This is a genomic window from Stenotrophomonas sp. NPDC078853 (assembly GCF_044901215.1).
GTDB classification, from domain to species: domain Bacteria; phylum Pseudomonadota; class Gammaproteobacteria; order Xanthomonadales; family Xanthomonadaceae; genus Stenotrophomonas; species Stenotrophomonas lacuserhaii.
This window is the reverse complement of the sequence record NZ_JBJDOQ010000009.1, coordinates 105312-129734: the sequence shown is the minus strand read 5'-3', so window position 1 is coordinate 129734 and position 24423 is coordinate 105312. Positions and strand designations below refer to the sequence as shown.

Annotated in this window: 17 protein-coding genes; 8 read left to right on the top strand and 9 right to left on the bottom strand. The window is 67.1% G+C overall.

Translation table 11 applies throughout. From position 1 onward, the window contains the following. Positions 1-24: 24 nt before the first annotated feature. Complete coding sequence (locus ACI2JH_RS11260) at positions 25-1992, bottom strand: OPT family oligopeptide transporter (RefSeq protein ID WP_404736223.1); 1968 nt, start codon at positions 1990-1992, stop codon at positions 25-27. A 141-nt stretch (positions 1993-2133) separates the two neighbouring features. On the opposite strand from ACI2JH_RS11260, the gene ACI2JH_RS11255 reads away from it, so the two are divergent. Together ACI2JH_RS11255 and ACI2JH_RS11250 are read left to right on the top strand one after the other, a co-directional pair. Beyond that, positions 2134-3285: a DUF1624 domain-containing protein gene (locus tag ACI2JH_RS11255; protein WP_404736222.1), complete on the top strand. Its 1152-nt coding sequence runs from the start codon at positions 2134-2136 to the stop codon at positions 3283-3285. A 76-nt stretch (positions 3286-3361) separates the two neighbouring features. Beyond that, the gene (locus ACI2JH_RS11250; RefSeq protein WP_349999161.1) at positions 3362-5113 is read left to right on the top strand and encodes an oligopeptide:H+ symporter; all 1752 of its coding nucleotides are present in this window, start codon (positions 3362-3364) and stop codon (positions 5111-5113) included. 54 nt (positions 5114-5167) lie between these two features. Here ACI2JH_RS11250 and ACI2JH_RS11245 read toward each other — a convergent pair whose 3' ends face one another. Together ACI2JH_RS11245 and ACI2JH_RS11240 are read right to left on the bottom strand one after the other, a co-directional pair. Continuing rightward, a complete protein-coding gene (locus ACI2JH_RS11245) occupies positions 5168-7147 on the bottom strand; it encodes an alpha/beta hydrolase family protein (RefSeq protein ID WP_404736221.1) in 1980 nt (659 codons plus the stop codon). Between the two features lie 143 nt (positions 7148-7290). Continuing rightward, positions 7291-7926, bottom strand: a complete 636-nt coding sequence (locus ACI2JH_RS11240; protein ID WP_101098271.1) for a LysE/ArgO family amino acid transporter — start codon at positions 7924-7926, stop codon at positions 7291-7293. Between the two features lie 133 nt (positions 7927-8059). On the opposite strand from ACI2JH_RS11240, the gene ACI2JH_RS11235 reads away from it, so the two are divergent. The 4 genes from ACI2JH_RS11235 to ACI2JH_RS11220 all read left to right on the top strand — a co-directional run bounded on the left by ACI2JH_RS11235 (position 8060) and on the right by ACI2JH_RS11220 (position 14500). Then, a complete protein-coding gene (locus ACI2JH_RS11235; RefSeq protein WP_182655885.1) occupies positions 8060-8965 on the top strand; it encodes a LysR family transcriptional regulator ArgP in 906 nt (301 codons plus the stop codon). 211 nt (positions 8966-9176) lie between these two features. Then, positions 9177-10883, top strand: a complete 1707-nt coding sequence (gene mqo, locus ACI2JH_RS11230) for a malate dehydrogenase (quinone) (RefSeq protein WP_404736220.1) — start codon at positions 9177-9179, stop codon at positions 10881-10883. 195 nt (positions 10884-11078) lie between these two features. Continuing rightward, entirely contained in the window at positions 11079-13235 is a 2157-nt protein-coding gene (locus ACI2JH_RS11225) for a TonB-dependent siderophore receptor (protein ID WP_404736219.1), read from the top strand. Between the two features lie 317 nt (positions 13236-13552). After that, positions 13553-14500, top strand: coding sequence for a nucleoside hydrolase (locus ACI2JH_RS11220; protein WP_404736238.1), 948 nt, complete (start codon positions 13553-13555; stop codon positions 14498-14500). 109 nt (positions 14501-14609) lie between these two features. On the opposite strand, the gene ACI2JH_RS11215 is transcribed toward ACI2JH_RS11220, so the two are convergent. Further along, positions 14610-15851 (bottom strand): MFS transporter, encoded by a 1242-nt coding sequence (locus ACI2JH_RS11215; RefSeq protein ID WP_404736218.1) that lies wholly within the window; start codon positions 15849-15851, stop codon positions 14610-14612. Between the two features lie 184 nt (positions 15852-16035). Here ACI2JH_RS11215 and ACI2JH_RS11210 point away from each other — a divergent pair, with 184 nt between their 5' ends. Further along, a complete protein-coding gene (locus ACI2JH_RS11210; RefSeq protein ID WP_404736217.1) occupies positions 16036-17001 on the top strand; it encodes a TIGR03571 family LLM class oxidoreductase in 966 nt (321 codons plus the stop codon). On the opposite strand, the gene ACI2JH_RS11205 is transcribed toward ACI2JH_RS11210, so the two are convergent. After that, positions 16967-18106: a metallophosphoesterase gene (locus ACI2JH_RS11205; RefSeq protein WP_404736216.1), complete on the bottom strand. Its 1140-nt coding sequence runs from the start codon at positions 18104-18106 to the stop codon at positions 16967-16969. The two genes, ACI2JH_RS11210 and ACI2JH_RS11205, sit on opposite strands and share 35 nt — an antisense overlap. A gap of 535 nt (positions 18107-18641) precedes the next feature. Here ACI2JH_RS11205 and ACI2JH_RS11200 point away from each other — a divergent pair. After that, positions 18642-19484 carry an oxaloacetate decarboxylase gene (locus tag ACI2JH_RS11200; protein ID WP_101098250.1) on the top strand — a complete coding sequence of 281 codons (843 nt, stop codon included), beginning with the start codon at positions 18642-18644 and terminating at the stop codon, positions 19482-19484. A 26-nt stretch (positions 19485-19510) separates the two neighbouring features. Here ACI2JH_RS11200 and ACI2JH_RS11195 read toward each other — a convergent pair whose 3' ends face one another. The 4 genes from ACI2JH_RS11195 to ACI2JH_RS11180 form a co-directional block, all read right to left on the bottom strand. Beyond that, positions 19511-20215, bottom strand: a complete 705-nt coding sequence (locus ACI2JH_RS11195) for an MOSC domain-containing protein (RefSeq protein ID WP_182655877.1) — start codon at positions 20213-20215, stop codon at positions 19511-19513. Continuing rightward, entirely contained in the window at positions 20212-20919 is a 708-nt protein-coding gene (locus ACI2JH_RS11190) for a FadR/GntR family transcriptional regulator (RefSeq protein ID WP_101098248.1), read from the bottom strand. The genes ACI2JH_RS11195 and ACI2JH_RS11190 overlap by 4 nt, the downstream gene beginning before the upstream one ends. Positions 20920-21001: 82 nt before the next feature. Further along, positions 21002-22849: an NPCBM/NEW2 domain-containing protein gene (locus ACI2JH_RS11185; RefSeq protein ID WP_404736215.1), complete on the bottom strand. Its 1848-nt coding sequence runs from the start codon at positions 22847-22849 to the stop codon at positions 21002-21004. A gap of 11 nt (positions 22850-22860) precedes the next feature. Continuing rightward, the gene (locus tag ACI2JH_RS11180) at positions 22861-24423 is read right to left on the bottom strand and encodes a sodium/sugar symporter (RefSeq protein ID WP_101098246.1); all 1563 of its coding nucleotides are present in this window, start codon (positions 24421-24423) and stop codon (positions 22861-22863) included.

The following is a 24423-nucleotide window of genomic DNA, read 5'->3' as shown; positions in this document are numbered from 1 at the left end:
CTTCCCTGCTTCCCGCCATGCTGATCAGCCGGCGTTGGCCTTCTTGCCAGTGCGGTAGATCAGCCAGCCGACCAGGAACAGCACGGCCAGGCCGATCCACTGCGCGGCCGGCAGCGTGAACGGCACCGCCAGCACGTCGGCGCGGCCGCTGACCACGATCGGCACCGCAATGGCGATACCCATCAGGGCTTCGCCGGTGATCAGGCCGGCGGCGAACAGCACGCCCGGCTTGTGCACGCGGTCGCGGCCTTCTTCGTCATCGGCACGCACCTTGTGGAAGCGCTCCACCAGGTAGGAAATCAGGCCACCGAGGAAGATCGGCACCATCAGTTCCAGGGGCAGGTAGATGCCGATCGCGGCAGCCAGCACCGGCACGCGGAAGCGCTTGCCGGTCTTCTTCAGCCACTCATCCAGGGTGATGATGGCCGCACCGACCACCGCACCCATCATGATGAAGTTCCATGGCAATTCGCCGCCGAACAGGCCGCGCGCCACCGACGCCATCAGGTTGGCCTGCGGGGCCGCCAGTGCGTTCGGGTGTTCCGGGGTCGGTGCGCCGATGCCGTAGGCGGTGGCCAGCAGGTTCAGCACCGGGGCCATGATCAGCGCGCAGGAAAACGCGCCGATGCCCAGCATCAGCTGCTGCTTCCACGGCGTGGCGCCGACGATGTAACCGGCTTTCAGGTCCTGCAGGTTGTCACCGCCGACCGCCGCCGCGCAGCACACCACCGCACCGATCATGATCGCCGCCACCGCGCCCAGCGGCGCACCGAAGGCGCCCACCGGGGTCAGGCCATCCTTGCCCAGCAGCAGCACCAGCACCGCCGAAGCGAACAGGATGGTGGAGATGGTGATGCCCGAAACCGGGTTGTTGGACGAGCCGATCAGGCCGGCCAGGTAGGCCGACACGGAAACGAACAGGAAGCCGGCGACGATCATGATGATGGTCATCGGGATCGACACGTGCCACTGGCCGACGATGGCCTGGTACAGCGCCAGCAGCGGCAGGGTGAAGGCCACCAGGGCCACCAGCATCCACTTCATCGGCAGGTCCCGCTCGGTTTCGGCCAGCGCCGGGCCGGTGCTCTTGCGGGCTGCGGCGAAGCCACTCTTGACCCCGCTCAGCAGCGACTTGCGCAGCGAGAACAGGGTCCAGATGCCGCCGATCAGCATCGCGCCGACGCCGAGGTAGCGCATCTTCGCGCCCCAGATGGCGAACGCCGCATCGGTGGACGAGGCGGTGGCGATGGACGCGGCCAGCGCCGGGTCGGTCTGCAGGAAGAACGCCTGGTAGACCGGGATGGCGATGTGCCAGGTGAGGATCGAGCCGGACACCACCACGATGCCGACATTCAGGCCGACGATGTAGCCCACGCCGAGCAGCGCCGGCGACAGGTTGGTGCCGATGAAGGCGGTGATCTTCGAACTGCCCAGGTAGGCCGAGGTGGCCCAGGCATCGGGGATCAAGCGCATGCCGCTGGCCGCGGCGACCTTGACCACCGCGCCGATCACCGCGGACAGGCCGAGGATCTTCAGGCCCGGACCGGGATTCTCGCCGGCCTTGAGCACTTCGGCTGCCGCCTTGCCTTCCGGGAACGGAAGCGGATCTTCAACGATCATCGAGCGCCGCAGCGGCACCGAGAACAGCACGCCCAGCAGGCCACCGAGGCCGGCGATGCCCAGCACCCACCAGTACTTGAAGTCCGGCCAGTAGCCCATGATCACCAGCGCGGGGATGGTGAAGATCACACCGGCGGCGATCGACGAGCCGGCCGAGGCACCGGTCTGGACGATGTTGTTCTCCAGGATGGTGCCACCGCCCAGCAGGCGCAGCACGCCCATGGAGATGACGGCCGCGGGGATCGCGGTGGCGATGGTCAGGCCTGCGAACAGGCCCAGGTAGGCGTTGGCGGCCGACAGCACCACGGCCAACACGATGGCAAGCACCACCGCGCGGAACGTGAGCTGCTTGGGCGCAGCGACGTTGTTCATTGAAGCCCCTGATACGAAAAAATCCCTGCAACGCTAGCGTCCGGCCTGCGGCAAGTCCAGCACGCCAGCACCTTGCCCTCGCGCGGGCCGAGGCTGAAATGATATGTTATATCCTTTCCAGACCTCTTCCAGCGCGCCCGCATGCCCCCTTTTGTCTCCACCCGGCTGGCCTCCATCGACCAGCTGCGCGGCACCGTGATGCTGCTGATGCTGCTCGACCACGTCCGCGAAACGTTCTTCATGCAGCATCAGGTCAGCGACCCGATGGACGTGACCACGGTGTCCCCTGCCCTGTTCGCCTGCCGCCTGTTGGCCCACCTGTGTGCCCCGGTATTCGTGCTGCTGACCGGCCTGTCGGCCTGGTTGTACGGCCAGCGCCAGGCTGACCCGCGCCGCGCCATCGCCGGCTTCCTGTTCAAGCGTGGCCTGTTCCTGGTGGTGCTGGAGCTGACCCTGGTCAACTTCGCGTGGACCTTCCAGTGGCCGCCGGACACGATCTACCTGCAGGTGATCTGGGTGATCGGCCTGAGCATGATCGCGCTGGCTGGACTGGCCTGGCTGCCGCGCAGCGTGCTGTTGCCGCTGGCGCTGCTGCTGGTGGCCGGGCACAACCTGCTCGATGGCGTGCACGTGCAAGGCAACGGCGTGCTGGCCACGCTGTGGAAAGTGCTGCACCAGCGCGACTGGATCGTGTTCGGCGATGCGCTGCGCCTGCGCACCTCCTACCCCCTGCTGCCGTGGATCGGAGTGATCGTGCTGGGCTACCTGATGGGCCCGTGGTTTGCGACCACGCGCCCGCCGGCACAGCGCCAGCGCTGGCTGCTGTGGGCCGGCTGGGGCGCGCTGGCGGCGTTCATGCTGCTGCGGGCGCTGAATGTCTACGGCGATGCGCCGTGGCAGTTGCAGCCCACCACGCTGCAGACGCTGATGGGCATTTTCAACGTCACCAAGTACCCGCCTTCGCTGCTGTTCCTCCTGGCCACCCTCGGCGTGGGCCTGCTGCTGCTGCGCCTGTACGAAGTGCCTGCCGTGGCCGCCGCGCTGCAGCCGCTGGCCCGGATCGGTGCGGCGCCGATGTTCTTCTACCTGCTGCACCTGTATGTGCTGAAGCTGATGTACCTGGCCGCGCTGGCGCTGTGGGGGCCGACCAACGGCGCGCTGTTCGCGGTGGAATCGGTGGCCGCGCTGCTGTTGATCAGCATCGCCCTGGCGCTGCTGCTGTACCTGCCGACCCGGGCCTTCGCCGCGCTCAAGGCACGCCGTCGGGATATCGCCTGGCTGCGCTATCTGTAAGGACGGCTGGCACTTTTCGCGCATCCACTGAGTTCTGACCGCATAATCGCCGGCTTCATTGTCTGCCCCCGAACCGATGACCGCCATCGCTGCCAATGACGACTTCCTGGGCCACCCCAAGGGCGTCTACGTCTGCTTCTTCACCGAAATGTGGGAGCGCTTCTCCTTCTACGGGATGAAGGCGCTGCTGCTGCTGTACCTCACCAAGTACCACCTGTTCGGCGACAAGGCCGGGCTGGACCTGCTCGGTGCCTACGGCGGGCTGGTGTACTGCATCCCGGTGTTCGGCGGGATGCTGGCCGACCGCTGGCTGGGGATGCGCCGGGCGGTGCTGTTCGGCGGCGTGCTGCTGGTGCTCGGCCACCTCGGCATGGCCTTCGAAGGGCACGCGGCCTATCTGGAAAACGGACAGGTGGTGCGCGATACCGGTGCGTTGACGATCACATACCTGTCGCTGGCGCTGATCATCATGGGGGTGGGCTTCCTGAAGCCGAACATCTCCACCATCGTCGGCAAGCTGTACGCCGAAGACGATCCGCGCCGCGATTCGGGTTTCTCGCTGTTCTACGCCGGCATCAACCTGGGCGCCCTGTTCGCTTCGCTGGTGTGCGGCTTCCTCGGTGAAGCCTACGGCTGGAAGTACGGCTTCGGCGCGGCCGGCATCGGCATGCTGGTCGGGCTGGGCATGTTCCTGTGGGGGCAGAAGTACCTGCACGGGCACGCCGAACCGCGTGATCCGGCTTCGCTGCGCGAACGCGTGCTGGGCCTGCCGCGGGAATGGCTGATCTACGCCGGCGCGGTGCTGGCGGTGCTGCCGGTGGCCTGGCTGATGTGGGCCGCCGGCAACGGCGCCTTCGCACTCGGCGGTGAAATCAGCCTCGCGCTGATGCTGATGCTGGTGGTGCTGGGAGGCGTGCTGCTGTGGTTTGCCTGGTTCACCGGCACCCGCTGCACGCCGGTGCAGCGCCAGCAGATGATCGCGCTGATGGCGCTGATCCTGATGGCGCTGGTGTTCTTCACCCTGTACGAGCAGAGCTACGGCTCATGGGTCACCTTCACCGATCGCCTGCTGACCAAGGACATCGTGCCCGCGCTGGTGATCCGCGACGGCACCCCGTTGCCGTGGTCGATCCTGTCGTTGCTGCTGGCGCCGCTGGGCTTCGTGGTGAGCGCGCGGCTGTCCGACCGCTCGCCCGGCTCGGCGTGGCCACGCCGCATGTTCATCGCCATCGTGCTGGTGATGCTGGTGCTGCTGGTCCGCGATTGCCTGGTCATCCCGCAGACCGCCGGCTCGCTCACCTACCTGGGCGGCTTGTTCCTGGTGGTGCTGGCGCCGTTGTTCGCGCTGCTGTGGGCGTGGCTGGACCGACGCCGTGCCGAACCGGGCAAGGCGATGAAATCGTCGATCGGTTTGGTGCTGGGCGCACTGTCGTTCGTGCCGCTGGCGCTGGCCGCGCAGCAGGTCGGCGCCACCGGCCAGATGGCCAGTGTGTGGTGGCTGGTGCTGGCCTACTTCCTGCTGGCCAGTGGCGAGATGTGCCTGTCCCCGGTGGGTCTGTCGGCGGTCACCCAGTTGGCGGTGCCGCGCGTGGTCAGCCTGATGATGGGCACCTGGTTCCTGGCCACAGCGTTCTCTGAAACGCTGGCCGCGCTTTTCGGCAAGCTGGCCGCCATCGAAGTGCCCGAAGGCGAAACGCTGGACCTGGTGAGCGCCTCGGCCAGCTACGCCCACCTGTTCTGGCTGCTGATGTGGATCGGTCTGGGCTGCGCCGTGCTTGCCTTCGCCACCGCCCCCCTGCTTCGCCGCATGATGCACGGAGTGAAGTAAGAAAAAATGGGGACGGAGGGAATTAATCGAGATTAATTCCCTCCGTCCCCTTTTTCACGGTGCGGCCGGCTTCGGCGCGGCGGCCTTGTCGCCGCCGAGGTTCTGCGACAGGAACGCCAGCAGCTTGCCGTAGTATTCGCGGCGGTTGGCATCGACGTAGAAGCCATGCCCTTCGCGCGGGTAATACAGGCTCTCCACCGGTACGCCGGCCTTTTTCAGTGCCGCTTCCATGCGTTCGGTGTGCTGCACCGGGGCACGCTGGTCTTCGCGACCGGCCGCCAGGAACACCGGCACCTTGATCTGCGCGGCCAGGTTGACCGGCGATACATCGGACACCTTGTCGGCCGGGCCGATCCATTCGCGCAGGTAGGTCTCCCCGGACATCCGTTGCTGGATGTCGCCACGGCTGTGCATCATCGGCAGGTCATAGACCCCCACGTACCCGGCGGCGCAGCGGTACAGGCCAGGTTCCTTCGCCGCGCCCATCAACGCTGCATAGGCGCCGTAGCTGGCGCCGTAGACGCAGATCTTCGCCTTGTTGGCGACGCCTTCGCTGATCGCCCAGCGGGTTGCATCGGTCAGGTCGTCCTGCATCGCCATGCCCCACTGCTGGGCGCCGGCCTGTTCGAACGCACGGCCGTAATTGCCGGAACCGCGGAAGTTCATCTGCAGCACGGCATACCCGGCACTGGCCAGCATCTGCGCCTGGCTGTCGTAGGTCCCATCTTCGAAGATGCCGAACGGCCCGCCGTGGGGCAGCACCACCATCGGCAGGTTCTTCGCCTCACGCCCGTGCGGGGTGGTCAGGAAGCCGTGCAGCGGCAAACCGTCACGTGCCTTGACGGTGATCGCGCGGATCGGCGCGGTCTGTGCCGGGTCGATCCAGGTGCTGCGGCTGACCACGTGCTGGGCCGCCTTCGCCTTCTGGTCGTAGATGAAGAAATCACCGGGATTGCGGCCGGAGAACGTCTCCACCAGGACCTTGTTGCTGTCGCGCGTGCTGGACGTGATGAAGACCGCGTCCCCGCCGAAGGCCGATTCCAGGCTGCGGTACAGCTTGGCGTCGGCAGAGGCCTCGTCGAAGAAGCGGGTGCGCGGCGTATCGCCGAGGAACAGCGCGCCCACCGGCACCGCGGTGCCCGGCCGGTAGATCAACCGCGCCGGGTCGACCATCGGGTCGCGCAGCAGGTCCTTGCGCTCGCCGCTGGCCGGATTCCAGCTGACGATCTTGTCCGGTCCCGCAGGCTGTTCCACGTTGAGGTAGGCCAACGCACCGTCGGCGGAGAAACCGATCGCGCGCTCGATCCGCTTGGATACCGCCTCGTCGTTGACCAGCTTCCAGTTTTCATTGTTGCGGTCGCGGTAGAACAGCTTGTTGACGTTGTCCGAACCGGCACCCAGCGCGAAGCGCGCATTGCCTTCGGCATCGGTGGTGAAGTCGGCACGCTGCACCGGCGAGCGGGTCACCGGGATGCGGCGCCCACTGGTCACGTCCATCCGCTCCAGGCGCGTGTACGGGTCGCCGTTGAACGAAGTCACCGCGATCAACACGTGCTTGTCATCGTTGGGCAGGTCATCGCTGAGGAACGCCGCGACGGCCTCGGCCTTCTTGCCGGAAATGCGCGTGCCGGTGTTGCCGCCGGTCACCCGGTAGCCGACCAGCAGCTCACCGCTGGTGGTGTTGGCACGCAGGGAATACAGCTCACCGGTGCGCTGCGGCTCGTCCAGCGAACCGAACTTCTGGCCCAGTTCGATCAACACCCGGTCATCGCTGACCCAGTCGAAACGCGCGGCATGGTTGTTCTCCGGCGGCACGAAGCGCCCCACGATCTGGCTGTCGGCCACGCGCAGGATGGCGACGGCGGTCGACTTCTCCAGCGGAATGGTTGCCGCGTAGTAGTCGCCGTTCGGCGACAGTTTTAGATCGGTGAAGCTGTCGCGCTTGAGGAACGTGTCCAGGTCCACGTCTGCTGCCGTTGCCATCATCGGCAGGGCCATCGCGGCGATCATCGCCGCCCGTATCGTCTTGCGCATCCTTATCCCGCCCCCTGCGGACACCATGTCCGCGACCGGGCGATTGTAAACAGGAGGTGAACGAATTGGGAATCAGGAAAACCTGAAAAAAAGGCGGCACCGTTTCCGACGCCGCCCTGTACACCCCACCTTGGAGAGTGGAATCAGTTCACGCCACGCACCGCCAGGGTCAGCGCGAGGATGCTCAGGATCACCGCGATGGTGCCGTCCAGCACCCGCCACGTGCCTGGCTTGTTGAACAGCGGCGCCAGCAGGCGGGCGCCAAGGCCCTGCGCGGTCAGCCACAGGCAGCTGGCGGTGACCACGCCGGCCGCGTAAGCCATGCGGTCGTTGCCGAAGTTTTCAGCGATGGAGCCGATCACCATCATGTCCAGCCAGAAGTGCGGGTTGATCAGCGAAAAGCCGACCGCGGCCATCAGCACGGCACGGCGGCTGCCGTCATCGCTTTCGGCCTCGCCCATGCCACCGCCGCCGGCGATCGCGCGCCGCGCCGACTTCAGCGCGTACCACGCCAGGAACGCCACGCCGGTCCACAGCACGGCGCTGGTCAGCCACGGCGCGGCCTGGATGAGGGTGCGCAGCCCGGCCACGCTGGCGAAGATGAACACCGCATCGATCGCCGCGCAGGTCGCCACGACCGGCACGATGTGCTTGCGCAGGATGCCTTGGCGCAGGATGAAGGCGCTCTGCGCGCCGACCACGGCGAACAGGCCGATGCCGGTGGCGGCACCACTGAACCAGGCCGCAAGGCCGGTGCCGGCGGAAATGATCGAGAACATGGGAACACCTCGTGGAGCAGGGGGCGGTGCCTCGCGAAGGCGGACAGCACCGGGTACGGGGTGTATTGTCGCGTTGCACCAATCTCAAGAAAAGCTAAACTTCCTTAAGCCTCTTTAGCGGAACTTAATCGCCATGCGCGTCGACCATGCCCAGCTCCGCGCCCTCGCTGCGGTCATCCGCGAAGGCAGCTTCGAGCGCGCCGCGCAGGCGCTCAATGTCACCGCATCGGCCGTGTCCCAGCGGGTCAAAGCACTGGAAGACCGCGTCGGCCGGCTGCTGGTGAAGCGTGGCGCACCGGCTACCGCGACCGCCGAAGGCCAGGTGCTGGTGCAGCTGGCCGAGCAGACCGCCCTGCTGGAACACGATGCACTGCACCGCATGGGGCTGGCCGACGAGGACCTGCCGCAGGCCAGCATTCCGGTGGCGGTCAACCATGACAGCCTGGAAACCTGGTTCCCGCAGGCCGCCCAGCAGTTCGCCCAGGTCACCGGCACCACCCTGGACCTGCGCGTGGAAGACCAGGACCACACCGTCGAACTGCTGCGCCAGGGCACGGTGCTGGGCGCGGTGACCACGCTGGACGAGCCGGTGCAGGGCTGCCAGATCCATGCCTTGGGCAGCATCCGCTACGCGGCCACCTGTACCCCGGAATTCCGCGACCGCCATTTCGGCAAAGGGGTGAGCGCGCAGGCGCTGGCCCAGGCGCCGGTGCTGGTATTCAACCGCAAGGACGACATGCAGGCGCGTTTTGCCCGCCGCATGGCCGGGGTGGAAGTACCCAACACGGCGCCTACCTGGTGGATTCCCTCCACCCGCGCCTTCGTGCAGGCCAACCTCGGCGGGCTCGGCTGGACCATGAACCCGCTGCCGCTGGTCAAGCGCCACCTGGACGCCGGGCGCCTGGTCTACGTGCGCCAGCGCGCCTGGGAAGACGTGCCTTTGTACTGGCAGCACTGGAAGGGCGATGTGCAGACCATGGCCCTGCTGACGCGGGCGGTGCTGGGGGCTTCGACCGCGCTGATCCGCCGCAAGCGATGAACCATCAAGGCCCCTCGGCGAGGGACGTCTAACAGTGCGGCTCCCACGGAATGCTGCGTCGCACCAAATCAGGACCACAACCGGGTAAAATAAGCCCACTGGACGCCGTGACCGGCCTCATCCGACGCAGTTCACGCGCTGGTTGACGTGTTTTCACACTGCCTATGTGGCTGGCACGCATCCTGATTCCCTCCCCAAACGAATCACTCCCATGAAGAAATTTGGCAAGGCTTTAGTCGCCCTGCTCGTGCTGCTGTTGGTGTCGTCGGTACTGTTCCTGTACTGGCCGCTCACCACACGCTCGGTGCCGGCGGCAAGCAACGAAAAACCCGTCGATGTGGTGCTGGTCGGCGCTGGCATCATGAGCGTCACCCTGGCCACCTACCTGCAGGAACTGCAGCCGGACTGGAACATCCAGATCTACGAGCGGCTCGACGGCGTGGCCAAGGAGAGCTCGGACGGCTGGAACAATGCCGGCACCGGGCACTCGGCATTCGCCGAGTTGAACTACACGCCTGAGCTGCCCGATGGCAGCATCGAGACCAAGCGCGCGGTCGGCATCGCCGAACAGTTCGAGATCTCGCGCCAGTTCTGGTCGCACCAGGTGCGCCAGGGCCGCCTGAGCCAGCCGAGCGATTTCATCAACGCCACCCCGCACATGAGCTTCGTGTGGGGCGATGAAAACATCAATTTCCTGCGCAAGCGCCAGCAGGCAATGGTGAAGAATCCGCTGTTCTACGGCATGCAGTACTCCGAAGATCCCGCGCAGATCAAGGCATGGGCCCCGCTGCTGATGGAAGGTCGCGACCCGAACCAGAAGGTTGCCGCGACCTGGATGCCGCTGGGCACCGACGTCAACTTCGGCGTGATCACCCGCCAGCTCACCGACGGGCTCAAGCGCAACCCGAACTTCGGCCTGCACCTGGGTCATGAAGTGAGTGCGCTGCGCCAGAACGACGACAAGACCTGGAACGTGACCTTCAAGGACCTCAAGTCCGGCAACGAGAGCACCACCCACGCGCGCTTCGTCTTCATCGGTGCCGGTGGCGCCGCGCTGAAGCTGTTGCAGCTGTCGGGCATCCCGGAGTCGAAGAACTACGGCGGTTTCCCGGTCGGTGGCCAGTTCCTTGCCTTCAAGAACCCGGCAATCGCCTCGCGCCACGGGGTCAAGGCCTACGGCATGGCCGAAACCGGTTCGCCGCCGATGTCGGTGCCGCACCTGGATTCGCGCAAACTGGATGGCAAGCCGGTGGTTCTGTTCGGACCGTTCGCGTTGTACAGCACCAAGTTCCTCAAGCACGGCTCGTGGTTCGACCTGTATTCGTCGGTCACCCACAACAACGTGGCGCCGATGCTGAACGTGGGCGCGGACAACCTGGACCTGGTGAAGTACCTGATGAGCCAGGCCCAGTTGAACGACGATGACCGCCAGGCCGAGCTGGTCAAGTACTACCCCAACGCCAAGCGCGAGGACTGGACCCTGGTCACCGCCGGACAGCGCGTGCAGATCATCAAGAACGACCCGGAAAAGGGCCCGCTGCTGCAGTTCGGCACCGAGATCGTGACCGACAGGGACCACACCCTGGCCGCCCTGCTGGGCGCGTCGCCGGGTGCCTCGACCTCGCCACCGATCATGCTCGACCTGATGGCCAAGGCCTTCCCGGAAGAGATGAAGGCCGGCTGGGAAGCCCGCCTGCGCGAGATCGTGCCGTCCTACGGCCGCAAGCTCAACGAGAGCCCGGCGCTGACCAACGAAATCCGCACGCTCACCAGCCAGACGCTGAAGCTGCCGTTCCTGGACGTGCCGGCCGACGTGTCCCAGCCTCCCGCCATTCCGGCGACCGTGGCGCGCCCGGCTGAAACGCCGTTGCCGCCGCAGGAAAAGCGCAACAGGAACGAGGAAATGCAGGCGTTGTAAGCCTGCGCCCCGCTTCCGGCAACACACCAACGGCCGCCTTCGGGTGGCCGTTTCTGTATCTGTCTCGAGTGTCTGGACGATGCGAATTGTAAAGGTTTTGATAATCATTTACATTTACGGGATCTGATCCAGCTGCCGACGGCGCCGTTCGCCGGCGTTGCCCTGCCTGACTCACACGCCCACATCGAAGCCGCCATGACTGCCATTCCCTCCTTCCGCCACGCACCGTTGACTGTTGCCATGCTGGCCGCGCTGTCCACCGCGCCGGCCCTGGCCGATACCCTTGCCGATGCCAGCGCCGCCCCGGATGCCAAGACCCTCGACGAAGTCAGCGTGCGCGGCAGCCGCGCCGTTGCGTCCAGCACCACGCGCCTGCCGATCACCCTGCAGGAGACGCCGCAGTCCAGCACCGTGATCGGCCTGGAGCGCCTGCAGGACGAATCGCTGTTCAGCATCAACGACGTGATGCGCAACGTCACCGGCGTCAACGTCTCCTTCTACGATACCCAGCGCCCGCTGTACTACGCGCGCGGGTTCGCCATCACCGATTTCCAGGTGGACGGCCTGCCGACCTACAGCGGCTCGACCAACCAGGAATACGACACCGCCTTCTATGACCGCATCGAAGTGATCCGCGGTGCCAATGGCCTGCTCAGCGGCGCCGGCGTGCCGTCGGCCACGGTCAACCTGCTGCGCAAGCGCCCGGGCAAGGACTTCGACGCATCCTTCGCGATCAGTGCCGGCAGCTGGGACTTCCGCCGCATGCAGGCCGACGTCAACGCGCCGCTGACCGCCGATGGCCGCTTCCGCAGCCGCGTGGTCGCCGCCTGGCAGGACAAGGACTACTACTACGACCGCTACAGCGAGGACAAGATGTCGGGCATGGCGGTACTGGAAGGCGACCTGACCGACTCCACCACCGTGACGGTCGGCTTCCAGACCCAAGACAACAACCCCACCGCCACCACCTGGGGCACGGTGCCGTTCTTCAACAGCGACGGCAGCTTCGCGCACCTGCCGCGCAGCACCAACCTGGCCCCGGACTGGGCCAGGTGGCAGCGCCAGACCAGCACCGCGTTCGCCAACCTGGAACAGCGTTTCGGCGAAAACTGGCTGCTGAGGGTCAATACCGCCTACACCCGCGGCAACGTGCATAACGTGCGCGTGTACGGCAGCGGGTATCCGGATGCGACCACCGGTGCAGGCATCTACCTGCTCGGTGCGGCGGGCGAGACAGACGACACCCGGAAGGGCGTGGACGTGTATCTGTCGGGCACCTTCGGGCTGTTCGGCCGCGAGCACGACGTGGTGTTCGGTGGCAGCTTCTCCGACCTGCAGTCGACCGCCTGGACCATGACCCCCACCGGCGGCTGGCGCTACGACATCCCCAACATCCACGCCTGGGATGGCAATGCGCCGGAGCTGGTGGTCAACCGCACCGGCGCGCACCGCGATGCGCGCACGACGCAGCGCGGCGTGTACGCATCCACCCGCCTGCGCCTGGCAGAACCGCTTTCGCTGATCGCCGGCGCGCGCCTGAGTTCGTGGGAGACCCGCACCCGCGCCTACAACACCGCCAACACCTACACCGCCACCAGCGGCGCCTACAAGGTGGATGACGAAGTCACCCCGTACGTGGGCCTGGTGTATGACATCACCCCGAATGTTTCCGGGTATGCCAGTTACACCGAGATCTTCAATCCGCAGAACTACAAGGACCGCAATGAGAACCTGCTGGCCCCGGTGGAAGGGTCCAATGTCGAGGCAGGCATCAAGTCGCAGTGGCTGGACGGCCGCTTCACCGCCAATGCAGCGGTGTTCGAAGCGAAGCAGGACAACTACGCCGTGCGCGATGCCAGCGTGCCGGACGGTTCGCTCAGCGATGGCAGCTCGGCCTACATCGGCATCAACGGCACCAAGGCGCGCGGTTGGGAACTGGACCTCAACGGCGAGATCCTGCCGGGCTGGACGGTCAATGCCGGCTTCACCCACGTCAAGGTGACCCGCGCGGCCACCGACCTGCTGTATGCGAACCTGCCCGAAGACTTCCTGCAGCTCAACACCAGCGTGCGCCTGCGTGGCGCCTGGGAACGGCTGACCCTGGGCGGTGGCGTGCAGTGGCAGAGCAAGGTGCAGGGCTTCAACGTGCCCTACCCGCCGGGCGGCACGGTGACGGTGAACCAGCCGGCGTATGCGCTGGTGCAGTTCAACGCCAGCTACCGCATCAGCGACAGCTGGAGCGCGACGCTGAGCGTACGCAACGCATTGGACAAGACCTACTGGGCCAACCTGGACTACAACAACTACGGTGAGCCACGCTTCGTGGCCTTCAGCCTGCGCTGGAAGTACTGAGGCCAACTGCCCTCGGTGGGTGACGACCGTCCCTGGTGGGTGACGACCGTTGGTCGTCAGCCCCTCCCGCTGCGCTCGCCGAGCGTGGCTCGGCGCTACCGATGGGCATTGCCGCCCCCTCGGTGGGTGACGACCGTGTCTGGTAGGTGACGACCGTTGGTCGTCACGCTCTTCGGCCAGGAAATGACGACCACTGGTCGTCAGCCCCCTCTCGCCGGGCCCGCCTGTCATCATGTCCGGACACTTGAGACACTACGCTACGGGCAGCCGCTGAGCGCGCCCCGCACCACCCCGGACAGAAGAAGAAAAACAACATGATGCACAACGTTATTTTCGATACCGACCCGGGCGTCGACGACGCCCTGGCGCTGCTGTACCTGCACAAGCATCCGCAGGTGAACCTGCTGGCCGTCACCACCGTGTTCGGCAATGCCGCCGTCGAATCGACCACCCACAACGCGCTGTTCCTGAAGCAGGCCTGGGGCCTGGACGCACCCGTGGCGCGCGGCGCCGCCGGCCCGCTGCAGCCCGATGCCCAGCCCGAAGCCTGGCCGGTGCACATCCACGGTGACAACGGCCTGGGCAACCACCCGGTGCCGGCGCAGCTGGAGGTGGCCGCCGATCCGCGCAGCGCGCACCAGCTGATCATCGACCTGGTCCGTTCGCAGCCCGGCCAGGTCACCCTGGTCGCGGTAGGCCGCATGACCAACCTGGCACTGGCCCTGCGCGAAGCGCCGGATATCGCCTCGCTGGTGCGCGGCGTGGTGATCATGGGAGGCGCCTTCCATGTCAACGGCAACATCACCCCGGCCGCCGAGGCCAACATCTGGGGCGACGCTGAAGCCGCCGACATCGTGTTCACCGCCAGCTGGCCGGTAACCGCCATCGGCCTGGACGTCACCACCCAGGTGGAAATGGATCGCCACGGACTGGATGCACTGGCCCACGCCGGTGGCGCCGATGCGGACCTGGTGCGCGCGCTGTCACAGGACTACGTGGACTTCTACCTGCAGGCTGGCCACAAGGGCATGGTGGTGCACGACTGCTGTGCCTGCATCGCGCTGACGCGGCCGGAACTGTTCGAATTCGAGCATGCCAGCGTGCGCGTGGCCACCGACGGCCTGGCACGCGGGATGACCATCCCCAAGCCGGCCGGCATGGCCTTCGGTCCCAGTGTGTGGGACGGCCAGGCGATGCAGTCGATCGCGATCGGCGTGGATGCCAGCGCCGTGCTGGCCGACATCGAAAGAACCCTGTCGCTGTAACGGTAGGGACGACCGCTGGTCGTCCTTTGGTGGTGGGTGACGGCCGCTGGCCGTCCTCTGGTGGTGGGTGACGACCGTTGGTCGTCACGGCCGTCCGCTGCGCTCGGCGCTACCGCAGCGGGCGGGTCTCCGGCAGGCGCCACAGCACCGGCAGCACCAGCACCGCGACGATGGCGATCATCGCACCGGGCGCAGCGTTCCACCCGCTGCGCTCCACCCACCACTGCGCCAGCCACGGCGTGGCACCACCGAATACCGCCGTGGCCATGGTCACGCCGAGCGCCAGCCCGCTCAGCCGACCTTCGCCGGGGAACTGTTCGGCCGTGGCCGAGGCCGCCACGGCACTGATGCCACCGGCCACGCAGGCCAGGACGACCGCTGCAACGACCACTCCCAGCGCCGATGCCTGCGCCATCCAGGCGAACATCGACAGCGGCAACAGCGCCGACAGCAGGGTCAGTCCCAGCAGCAGCGGCCGTCGTCCGAACCGGTCCGACAGCAGCCCGAACAGCGGCGTGGCCAGGATCACCGCCACCGCGGCGATGGTCGACAGCCACAACGCCTCGCCCTCCCCGCGCCCATTGGCATGCAGGAATGCCGGCACATAGGTGATGCCCACGTAGTACGTGATCGAGCCCAGCGCGGAGATTGCGAAGGTGCGCGCCACTGCCCCCGGATGAGTGCGCAGGATCTGCCGTATCGGCGCACTGGGCACGCTGCCTTCGCGTTGCTGGCGTTCGAACTCAGGCGATTCGTGCATGCCCGAGCGCGCGAGCAGGATCAGCAGCGCCAGCGCGGCGCCGACGAAGAACGGGATCCGCCAGCCCCAGGTATCCAGCTCCGCCGGCGGCAGCAGCGCCACGGTCAGCGCCGACAACGCAACCGCCAGCAGCGCCCCCACCTCGCTTGCCGCGGACGCCAGCGAGGTCACCAGGCCGCGGCGGCGCGGCGGCGCGCTTTCCAGCAGGTAGGCGACCACGCCGGTGTATTCGCCGCCCACTGAAAACGCCATCACGCAGCGCAGTGCCAACAACAGCACGCCGGCGCTCGCACCGATCTGGGCATGGGTGGGCAGCAGCGCCGTGGCCAGCATCGCCGCGGCCATCAATGCCATCGAAGCGAGCAGCATCCAGCGTCGACCCAGGCGGTCGCCCAGGTGGCCGAAGCACAGCGCGCCCAGCGGACGCATCAGGTAGGACACCGCAAAGCCGGCAAGCGTGGCCAACAGGGCGGTCTCGCCGCCGCCGAAGAACACCCGTGACAGCACGGTGGCGAAGTAGAGGTAGAGGGTGAAGTCGTACCACTCCACGACGGTGGACAACGCCGCCACCCACATGGAGCGGCGGTGCATCGTACCAACCGCGCTTCCTGCCCGATGCTGCATCCGACCGCCTCCGTTCAATGAGCGGCCACCCTAGCGCAGCACGGGTGAAGGAGACCCCATACGACAGTGGCCTGCAGCATTCCACCGCAGGTGGCGCCCGCTGCACGGCGTTGCAGGTAGGCTGCAGTCCTCGAGGAAAGGGACACCGCCCGTGCCCGGACATAATGCCGCTTACGACACACTCTTCGCTCCGGGCCGACTCACACTGGGCCTGATGACGCCCTTGGGCAGCGAGGCCGGTGCGCAGCCCGATCCCGGCCAGGCGACCGCGCTGGCACGCCTGGCCGAAGTACAGGGCTTCGCCCCGCTGTGGGCGCGTGATGTCCCGCTGATGGTGCCGCAGCGGTCACCTGCGGACACTACCGCGCCGCAGGCCAGTGCCGTCGATGATCCTTTCGTCTGGCTCACCCTGCTCGCCGGCGCCACCTCGCGCATCGCCATCGGACTGGCCGCGGCGGTGCTGCCGCTGCGCCACCCGCTGCACATCGCCAAGGCCGCCCTGAGCCTGGAGCGCGTATCGAATGGGCGCTTCGTGCTGGGCCTGGGCTCGGGCGACCGGCCCGAAGAGTTCGCCGCCTTCGGTGCCGTGCTGGAGCAGCGCGCGCAGATGTTCCGCGAACGCTGGCCGTTGCTGCGCGCGGCACTTTCGCCGGATGCGCAGGAGCGTGCGCTGATGCTGCAGCAGGTCGGCTATCCGGTACTGCCCGCGCCGGCCGCACGCATTCCGATGCTGGTGGTGGGATCGGCCCGGCAGTCGCTGCAGTGGATCGCCGAGCATGCCGACGGCTGGGCCACCTACCATCGCGAAGAAGCCACGCAGGAAGGTCGGATCGGACTGTGGCAGCACGCCCTGCGGCAGAAGCTCGGCAGTGCACGCAAGCCCTTCGTGCAGTCCGCGCAGCTGCAGCTGCTGGAAGATCCTGCAGCGCCGGCTACGCCACTGGAGCTGGGCCTGCGTGGCGGCAGCGCTGCCGTCCGGGACTACCTGCAGCGCATGCACGTTCTCGGCGTGGACCACGTGATGTTCAACCTCAGCGGCAGCCGGCCCGCCGCCGAGGTCATCGAACAGATCGGTGCGGAGATCATTCCCGCGCTTTCGGCGCAGCCTTCAGGGTGATCAGGGTGATCTCCGAAGGCACGCCGATGCGCGCGGCGAAGCCCGGCCACAGGCCCGCACCGTTGCTCACGTACAGGGTCATGTCGCCCACCTGGTAGCGGCCGGACACATAGCCGCCATTGGCCCGCTTCACCAGCTGGTCCATGCCGATGATGTGGCCGCCATGGGTGTGGCCGGACAACTGCAGCTTCACCCCCAGCGCCGCGTTGGCCTGCGCCTCGCGCGGACGATGGTCGAGCAGGATCACCGGCGCCTGCGGATCGGCGCCCTGCAGGGCGGCTGCCAGGTCCGGCTGCGGCAGGTCGTAGCGCTGTGCCACCGGGTCGGTGACACCGGCGATGGTCAGCGCCGCATCGCCGCGGCGCACCTCGGTATGGGTGTTTTCCAGCACCTGCATGCCCAACGCGCGGAAGGCCTGCATCCATTCGGTGTACTGGGCGTAGTACTCGTGGTTGCCGGTGATGGCGATGACGCCGTCCGGTGCCTGCAGCTCACCCAGCGGAAGGAAATCACCTGCACGGGCAGTGACCGTGCCATCGATCAGGTCACCGGTGATGACGATCAGGTCCGGCTTCAACGCGTTGCTTTCGGCCACGACCCTGCGCACCCAGTCGCCGGTCAGGAGGCGGCTGGCATGGATGTCGGTCAGCTGCAGCACGCGATAGCCATCGAAGCTGGCTGGCAGTCCGGCGATCTCCACCTCGATGCTGCGCGGCTTGGGCACCGCCATGCCTTGGCTGACACCGAAGATGCCCAGCACCAGCGCGGTGAGGCCGGCCGCCGGCCGCAGCCAGCGCGCGCGCAATGCAGCGGTGGCCCTGGCCGAGCGCAGCAGGCGCGCAAGCAGCAGCGCGGCATCCAGCAGCAGCAGGAACAGTGCCCCCAGCAGCAGGGCGGTGAAGCCGGTGGCGAGCACGGCGATGGCCATCTTCGGGATTTCCGGCGATGCCATGGTGCCGGCGAACTGGGCGACGATGCGATGGTGCAGGGCCATGCCGAACACCAGCATGGCAAGGAAAAGGCGCGCGGCCAGTGGCAGGCGCAGGGGCCAGACCAGGCGCAGCACGATGTACAGCGCGAGAACGGAAGCGATGACACTCAGCACGATGGGGGTTCCAGGGGGAGCAGTGGGGAGGTTGGCCGTGCATCGTGACTGATTTCGTATCCGGGGTTCCAGTGCGGGAAGCAGTGTTCTGCGGCGAACGGCTGCGCCCCTCGCGGGCGGCGTTTTGCGCTGGGTCTGGGGTGGGGGGCCGGGCGGGTGGGGTTGGCAGGACACGCCGCAAGTACATCCTTGTAGCTCTTCGCGGCTCCTGCCGCTCAAGGTCCCGCACAGCCTCCCCGCCCGGCCCCTGACAGGTTCCGGAGGCCGCCCGCCCCGTATGAAAAAGAGAAAAAAGCGGTAGCGCCGACCCATGGTCGGCGAGCGCAGCGGGCCGTTGGCTGGAACATTCCGCCGACCATGGGTCGGCGCTACCGAAGGTTCCATCGCCGCCATGGACCTGTCGAAGGTGGGGCGGGGTGGGTTGGCGCGGGCGATCATCGAGCTGACCGCGGGCACCACGCCGGTAGGCGATGCGCTGCACTATCTTGCTCCGCAGTCCTGACACCTCCCTCCACCGCCCACCGGGACTCCATCCATGCCCACGCCAGATACCAGCGAACGCCGCCGACAGTTCCGCGCGCTGCACCAGCACGGTTGCTTCGTACTTCCCAATCCGTGGGATGCCGGCAGCGCGCGCTACCTGCAGAGCGCCGGCTTCAAGGCACTGGCATCGACCAGTTCCGGCCATGCCTGGAGCCAGGGCAAGGCCGATGGGGCTGAGGACCTGGAGCAGGTACTGGCGCATCTGCGCGACATGGCCGATGCCACGTCGCTGCCGTTGAATGCGGACTTCGGCGATGGCTTCGGCGCGACGCCGGCCGATGTCGAACGCGCCGTCCTGCGCGCGATCGACACCGGCGTGGCAGGCCTGTCCATCGAAGATGCCAGCCCGGATCCCTTCCAGCCGCTGCGGCCCTTGGATGAAGCACTGGCCCGGTTGCGCGCCGCGCGCGTGGCGATCGACCATTCGGGTGCGGACGTGATGTTGATCGGTCGTGCCGAGAATTTCTTCGTCGGCCAACCTGACATAGACGACACCCTGCTGCGCCTGCGCGCGTACGCTGATGCGGGCGCGGACTGCCTGTATGCGCCCGGCATCGTGCAACGTGCGCACATCGAGGCGGTGGTGGCCGCAGTGGCGCCGAAGCCGGTCAACCTGCTGGTCGGCGGCCCCAGTGCGTTCACCCTGCAGGACATCGCCGCGATGGGCGTACGGCGGGTCAGCCTGGGCGGCGCACTGGCACGCGCGGCCTGGGGCGGTTTCATGCAGGCCACCCAGCAGCTGCAGGAACAGGGGAGCTTCGCCGGACTGGAAGGTGCGACGTCGGGGGCTACGTTGAACGCACTGTTCGAGCGGCCCATGCAGCGCGATGCCTGATGCAAGCCGCCGAGCATGGCGTGGCGCTACCGGGTTTCAGGCCCCTGCAACCGTGACTGCCAGGATTCCACTTCGTTGCGCTGCAGCCGGTTGGACAGCAGCTTCTTCCACGATTCGGTCAGCGGCAGTTGGCTGGCTTCCTCCAGCACGCTGCGCTCCAGGGTACGGTCGAACAGCACATGGCCGAGCCGGCGCAACGACCAGTCCGGGCACAGCCGCTCCACCACGGTCATCGCATCGCCCGGCGCCACACGGCCACCTTCCAGCACGCGGTAGTACCAGCCGGTGCGGCCGCTGGACTGCATGCTGCGCGCCATGTCCGGCAGGCCGAAGCGGTCGTTGAGTTTCCAGCAGGGCTGGCGGCCCTGCGACACCTGCAGCGTGGCCGTGCCGACCCGGATCACGTCGGCCAGGTGGATCGTATCTTCACTCCACCCCGTGCTGGAGAAGTTTTCGCCGAAGGCGCCGCTCGCCGCCAGCAGAGGATGCGGATGTCCTTGGCGCCAGAAGGCATAGTGGTCGAACGGATAGTGGTGGATGGCTTTTTCCGGGCCGCCGTGCACCCGGCGGTCGCCCTGTTCATCACCTTCGATGCCTTCGGCATGGATGCGCACCGGCCCGCTTACCGGCACTTTGGCGATCGCGCTGCAGCTTCCCGGCCGCGTGTACGGCACCGCGCGTCCGGTATGGATCGCAGCCAGTGCCACCGCAGGCGGAATCGCGCAGATCATGGAGAGGTCGCCTCGCTGCGCAGGTTGCTGCGGGAGTCGGCAATCATCTCCAGCATCGCCTGGCGGGCCTGCTCGGGCTGCTGCGCCGCGATGGCCTCATGCACGCGCGCATGTCGCGGCAGCGAATACTTGAAGTCCGCATCGGCCTTGCGCGCGGACAGCAGCAGGTAACTGCCCAGTGCGGTTTCGATCACGCTGAACAACGGCCGCAGCAGCGCATTGCCGGTCGCGTCCAGCACGGCGTGGTGGAAGCGCAGGTCCGCCGCCGCCCAGGCCTCCATGTCCTCTGCCGCTGCCATCGCGCCGTACGCCTGGCCGATACGCGCCAACTGTGCATCGGTACGCCGCTGCGCGGCCAAGGCGGCCGCTGGCGGCTCGATCAGTTCGCGCATCTCGGCCAGTTGTTCGACGAAGGCCAGCGTGGGCAACGCCGCGCCGTGCCAGGACAGCACGTCCGGATCCAGCAGGTTCCAGTGTTCGGACTCCCGCACCCGCGTGCCGATCTTCTGGCGGGTTTCGATCAGCCCCTTGGACCCCAGCACACGCAGTGATTCGCGAAGCGCGGTGCGGCTGACCTGCAGCTGCACCGCCAACCGTTCTTCGCGCGGCAGTATTTCCCCGGGCTTGTACTGGCCGGCCACGATCAGCTTGCCGAGCTCGTGCACGATCTGCCCATGCAGGCTACGACTGGACGTCGCCATCATGTCCGGACCTGGTCGGGAGCGCGTGGTGGTTGCATGGCGCAAGTATAGACCGCCCCCGTACGCGCCCCCTGCAGGCCTCTGGTCACTGCAGGCTTCCGCCGGCCCAGGCCACCACCGGCGTGCGCGCGCCTTCTCCCGCGGTGGCCTCTTCGGCCACCAGTTCCAGCACCTGCACGCCCTGCACTGCTACCTCGATCCGTGCCGGCGCCTGCCCGCGTCGCAGCGGCGCGCTGGTGAACAACGGCTTGCCGTCCCCATAGACCTTGAACACCACGCTGCCGGACGCAGCCGCCGCACTGTCGTCCACGCCCGCCAGCGCGGTGAAACGCTTGAAATCGCGCGATGCCAGCACTTCGAGCCGCGAGTTGGCGTGGATGCCGATACCCCGCGGGTATGCCGTGCCGGCGATGCGCAACGGCCCGCCCTGCGGTGTGCGGTCCACCCGCGGGGTGCCCGATACCTCGGCCGGCCGGGCGCTGTAACCGGGCAGGCCGTCCACCGCCACATGGATGCGGCCGGTGATCTCGCCCAGTGACGTGCCGCCGCCCGTATCCGGCGTCCCGCTGACCTTCAACAGCACCGCGCCGTGGGCTGGCAGGGTGAATGCCAGCGCGCCTCCGGTGGCTGTGACGTCGCGTTGTTCCCACAGATCGCGCGCCCGGATCGGGGCGGCGTCGCTGAGCAGCATCTGCGCGGCGCTCACCCGTGCCTCCACCGTTGCTTCGCCCCGGTTGAACAACAGCACGCCGCGTTCGCCACGGGTGGACAACGGTTTGACCAGCACCTGCAGCGGCCCCTCGCTGGCGACGATCCGGCCCTGGTTGCCGGCCGGATCCTGGTTCAGTGCGATCACCTCCGGATTGGACAGCAGCGCCACCTGCGCCGGGGTGGCGTGGTTCAGGTCGAAGCCCACCAGCAGCGGCGCCGCCAGGATGGCCCACATCGAAAAATGGGTGCGCGCTTCGGTCATGTGGTCGGCACCGAATTCGCCCAGTCCCACCGCCAGCATGTCCGGATCATTCCAGCGCCCCGGACCGGCATACAGTTCCCGGCGCGATGCGGTATCGAAGTTGTGCAGCATGCTTTCCCAGGTCATTTCGATGTCCGGGCTGGTGCGCCACAGGTTGCCGTGGCGGCCGCCCCAGTTGCCCACGCCGGCCTCTCCCCATGGGCAGATCGACAGCACGAAGTCGTTGTCCGGGTTGACCTGTGCCAGCAGCCTGCCGACCCGCGCATACGCGCCTTCGACCTTGTCCGCATCGGTGGCCTGGGCATCGGCACGCACGATCAACGGACGCCCTTCGCGGTAGGTCGCGCTCGCCAACGCCTTGCTGCCCTGGCCGAAGTCGGCCAGGCCACAGGCATCGACCTTGATGTAGTCGAACCCCCATTCCCCGAACATCGTGGCCAGGTCGCTGGCCTCGAAGCCTTCCAGGCCGATCTCGCGCTGCGCCGTCGTGCCCACCGGCAGGTTGGGGCTGTGCGCATCATGCGCCTGCGAGCAGGCGTTGCGTCCGACGTCGGTGTACAGCCCGGCCTTGAAGCCCATCGCATGCAGGTGGTCGGTCCACGGCCGCAGGCTGGGCACGCCGCTGCGGCTGGCCGCCATCGGGAACATGCTGGTGCGGATCTGGATGCCGCCGTCGGCGCGGCGCTGCAGCCACCAGCCATCGTCGATGTTGATATAGCGGTAGCCGGCCTGCTGCATGCCATTGCGCTTGATGGTTTCGGCCACCGACAGGATCTTGTCCTGGGTGACTTCGGTACGGAATGCGTTCCACGGGTTCCAGCCCATCGGCGGCGTCGCAGCAGCACCATGCCCATAGACGCTGAAGCGCCCGCTGGGTTGCAGGTCTTCGCGGGGCTCGGCGGCGATGCCGGACAACGGAGCCAACGCCAGGGCGACGGCAAGCAGGGTCTTGCGGGTCATGCTCTCTCTCCTCACCAGAACAGGGTGTACAGGGCAACCAGGATCGCGACGACCGCCATGGCCCCCACGTTGAAGGACGTGCGTGTTGCGTACTGCACGTCGTCGGTGCGCACCACGTCCTTGGCCGGCGCTGCTGGCGTGGCCAGCGATACGCCCACCGCCAGCAGCAGCGCCAGCAGGAACACCAGGCCGACGCGATCGATGAACGGCAAGGAAGGCCACGCCAGCTTCAGCACCACCGACAGCACGAACGAGCCCACCGCCGCCGCCAGCGCACCGGCTTCGTTGGCCCGCTTCCAGAACAGGCCCAGCAGGAAGATCACCACGATGCCCGGGGTGAAGAAGCCGGTGTACTCCTGGATGTACTGGAAGGCCTGGTCGAAGCTGCCCAGCAACGGCTTGGCGGCCAGGATGCCCAGCACCACCGTGACCACGGCGGCGATGCGGCCCACGCGTACCAGCGTGGCCTGGTCGTGCGGGCCCTTGCGCTGGGCGTAGAAATCCAGCGTGAAGATGGTCGCAACCGAATTGATCTTGGACGCGAGCGAGGCCACGATCGCCGCTACCAGTGCGGCGAACACCAGTCCGAGGATGCCGGTAGGCAGCAACCGCATCATGGTCGGGTAGGCCTGGTCCGGCGCGTCCAGGCCCGGCGCCAGCATCACCGCGGCGATGCCCGGGACCACCACGATGACCGGCATCAGCAGCTTCAGGAAAGCAGCGAACAGCACGCCCTTCTGCGCCTCGCCGATGTCCTTGGCGGCCAGCGCGCGCTGGATGATGTACTGGTTGAAGCCCCAGTAACTGATGTTCATGATCCACAGCCCACCCACCAGCACGCTGATGCCTGGCAGGTCCTTGTAGAACGGGTTGTCCTTGCTCAGGATCATCTCGAAGTGGCCCGGATGGGCTTCCCACAGGCGCTGGAAGCCGGCCACGATGCCTGCGCCCTCGCCCAGCTGGCTGAGCGTCAGCCCGGTCACCAGCAGCCCGCCCAGCACCAGCAGCGAGACCTGCACGATGTCGGTCAGCGCCACCGCCTTCAGGCCGCCGTAGAGCTGGTACAGCAGCGCGAACACGCCGATCAGCACCACCGCCAGCATCTGGTCCATGCCAGTGACCTGGCTGACCGCGATCGCGCCCAGCCACAGGATGGAGGTGACGTTGACGAACACATACAGGCCCAGCCAGAACACTGCCATCAGCGTACGGATGCGGGTGCCATAACGCTGCTCAAGGAACTGCGGCATGGTGTAGATGCCATTGCGCAGGAAGATGGGCAGGAACCACTTGCCGACGATCAGCAGGGTCAAGGCGGCCATCCACTCATAGGAGGCAATGGCCAACCCGATGGCATAGCCCGAACCGGACATGCCGATGATCTGCTCGGCGGAGATGTTGGCGGCGATCAGCGAAGCCCCCACCGCCCACCACGGCAGCGACTTGCTGGCCAGGAAATAGTCCTTGGCATCCTTGGTGTGGCCGGCCTTTTCCCGCGAAACCCACTGCGCCAGCACGAATACAGCAGCCAGGTAGACCAGTACGATGGAGGTATCGAGCAGCGAAAGTTGCAT

What these genes read in the sequence shown, in the direction of transcription:
- ACI2JH_RS11255 (WP_404736222.1), top strand. Translation starts at nt 2,134, where the DNA reads ATGCCCCCTTTTGTCTCCACCCGGCTGGCCTCCATCGACCAGCTGCGC.
- ACI2JH_RS11235 (WP_182655885.1), top strand. Translation starts at nt 8,060, where the DNA reads ATGCGCGTCGACCATGCCCAGCTCCGCGCCCTCGCTGCGGTCATCCGC.
- ACI2JH_RS11250 (WP_349999161.1), top strand. Translation starts at nt 3,362, where the DNA reads ATGACCGCCATCGCTGCCAATGACGACTTCCTGGGCCACCCCAAGGGC.
- ACI2JH_RS11195 (WP_182655877.1), bottom strand. Translation starts at nt 20,215, where the DNA reads ATGATCTGCGCGATTCCGCCTGCGGTGGCACTGGCTGCGATCCATACC.
- ACI2JH_RS11180 (WP_101098246.1), bottom strand. Translation starts at nt 24,423, where the DNA reads ATGCAACTTTCGCTGCTCGATACCTCCATCGTACTGGTCTACCTGGCT.
- mqo (WP_404736220.1), top strand. Translation starts at nt 9,177, where the DNA reads ATGAAGAAATTTGGCAAGGCTTTAGTCGCCCTGCTCGTGCTGCTGTTG.
- ACI2JH_RS11245 (WP_404736221.1), bottom strand. Translation starts at nt 7,147, where the DNA reads ATGCGCAAGACGATACGGGCGGCGATGATCGCCGCGATGGCCCTGCCG.
- ACI2JH_RS11185 (WP_404736215.1), bottom strand. Translation starts at nt 22,849, where the DNA reads ATGACCCGCAAGACCCTGCTTGCCGTCGCCCTGGCGTTGGCTCCGTTG.
- ACI2JH_RS11225 (WP_404736219.1), top strand. Translation starts at nt 11,079, where the DNA reads ATGACTGCCATTCCCTCCTTCCGCCACGCACCGTTGACTGTTGCCATG.
- ACI2JH_RS11215 (WP_404736218.1), bottom strand. Translation starts at nt 15,851, where the DNA reads ATGCACCGCCGCTCCATGTGGGTGGCGGCGTTGTCCACCGTCGTGGAG.
- ACI2JH_RS11240 (WP_101098271.1), bottom strand. Translation starts at nt 7,926, where the DNA reads ATGTTCTCGATCATTTCCGCCGGCACCGGCCTTGCGGCCTGGTTCAGT.
- ACI2JH_RS11260 (WP_404736223.1), bottom strand. Translation starts at nt 1,992, where the DNA reads ATGAACAACGTCGCTGCGCCCAAGCAGCTCACGTTCCGCGCGGTGGTG.
- ACI2JH_RS11200 (WP_101098250.1), top strand. Translation starts at nt 18,642, where the DNA reads ATGCCCACGCCAGATACCAGCGAACGCCGCCGACAGTTCCGCGCGCTG.
- ACI2JH_RS11190 (WP_101098248.1), bottom strand. Translation starts at nt 20,919, where the DNA reads ATGATGGCGACGTCCAGTCGTAGCCTGCATGGGCAGATCGTGCACGAG.
- ACI2JH_RS11220 (WP_404736238.1), top strand. Translation starts at nt 13,553, where the DNA reads ATGCACAACGTTATTTTCGATACCGACCCGGGCGTCGACGACGCCCTG.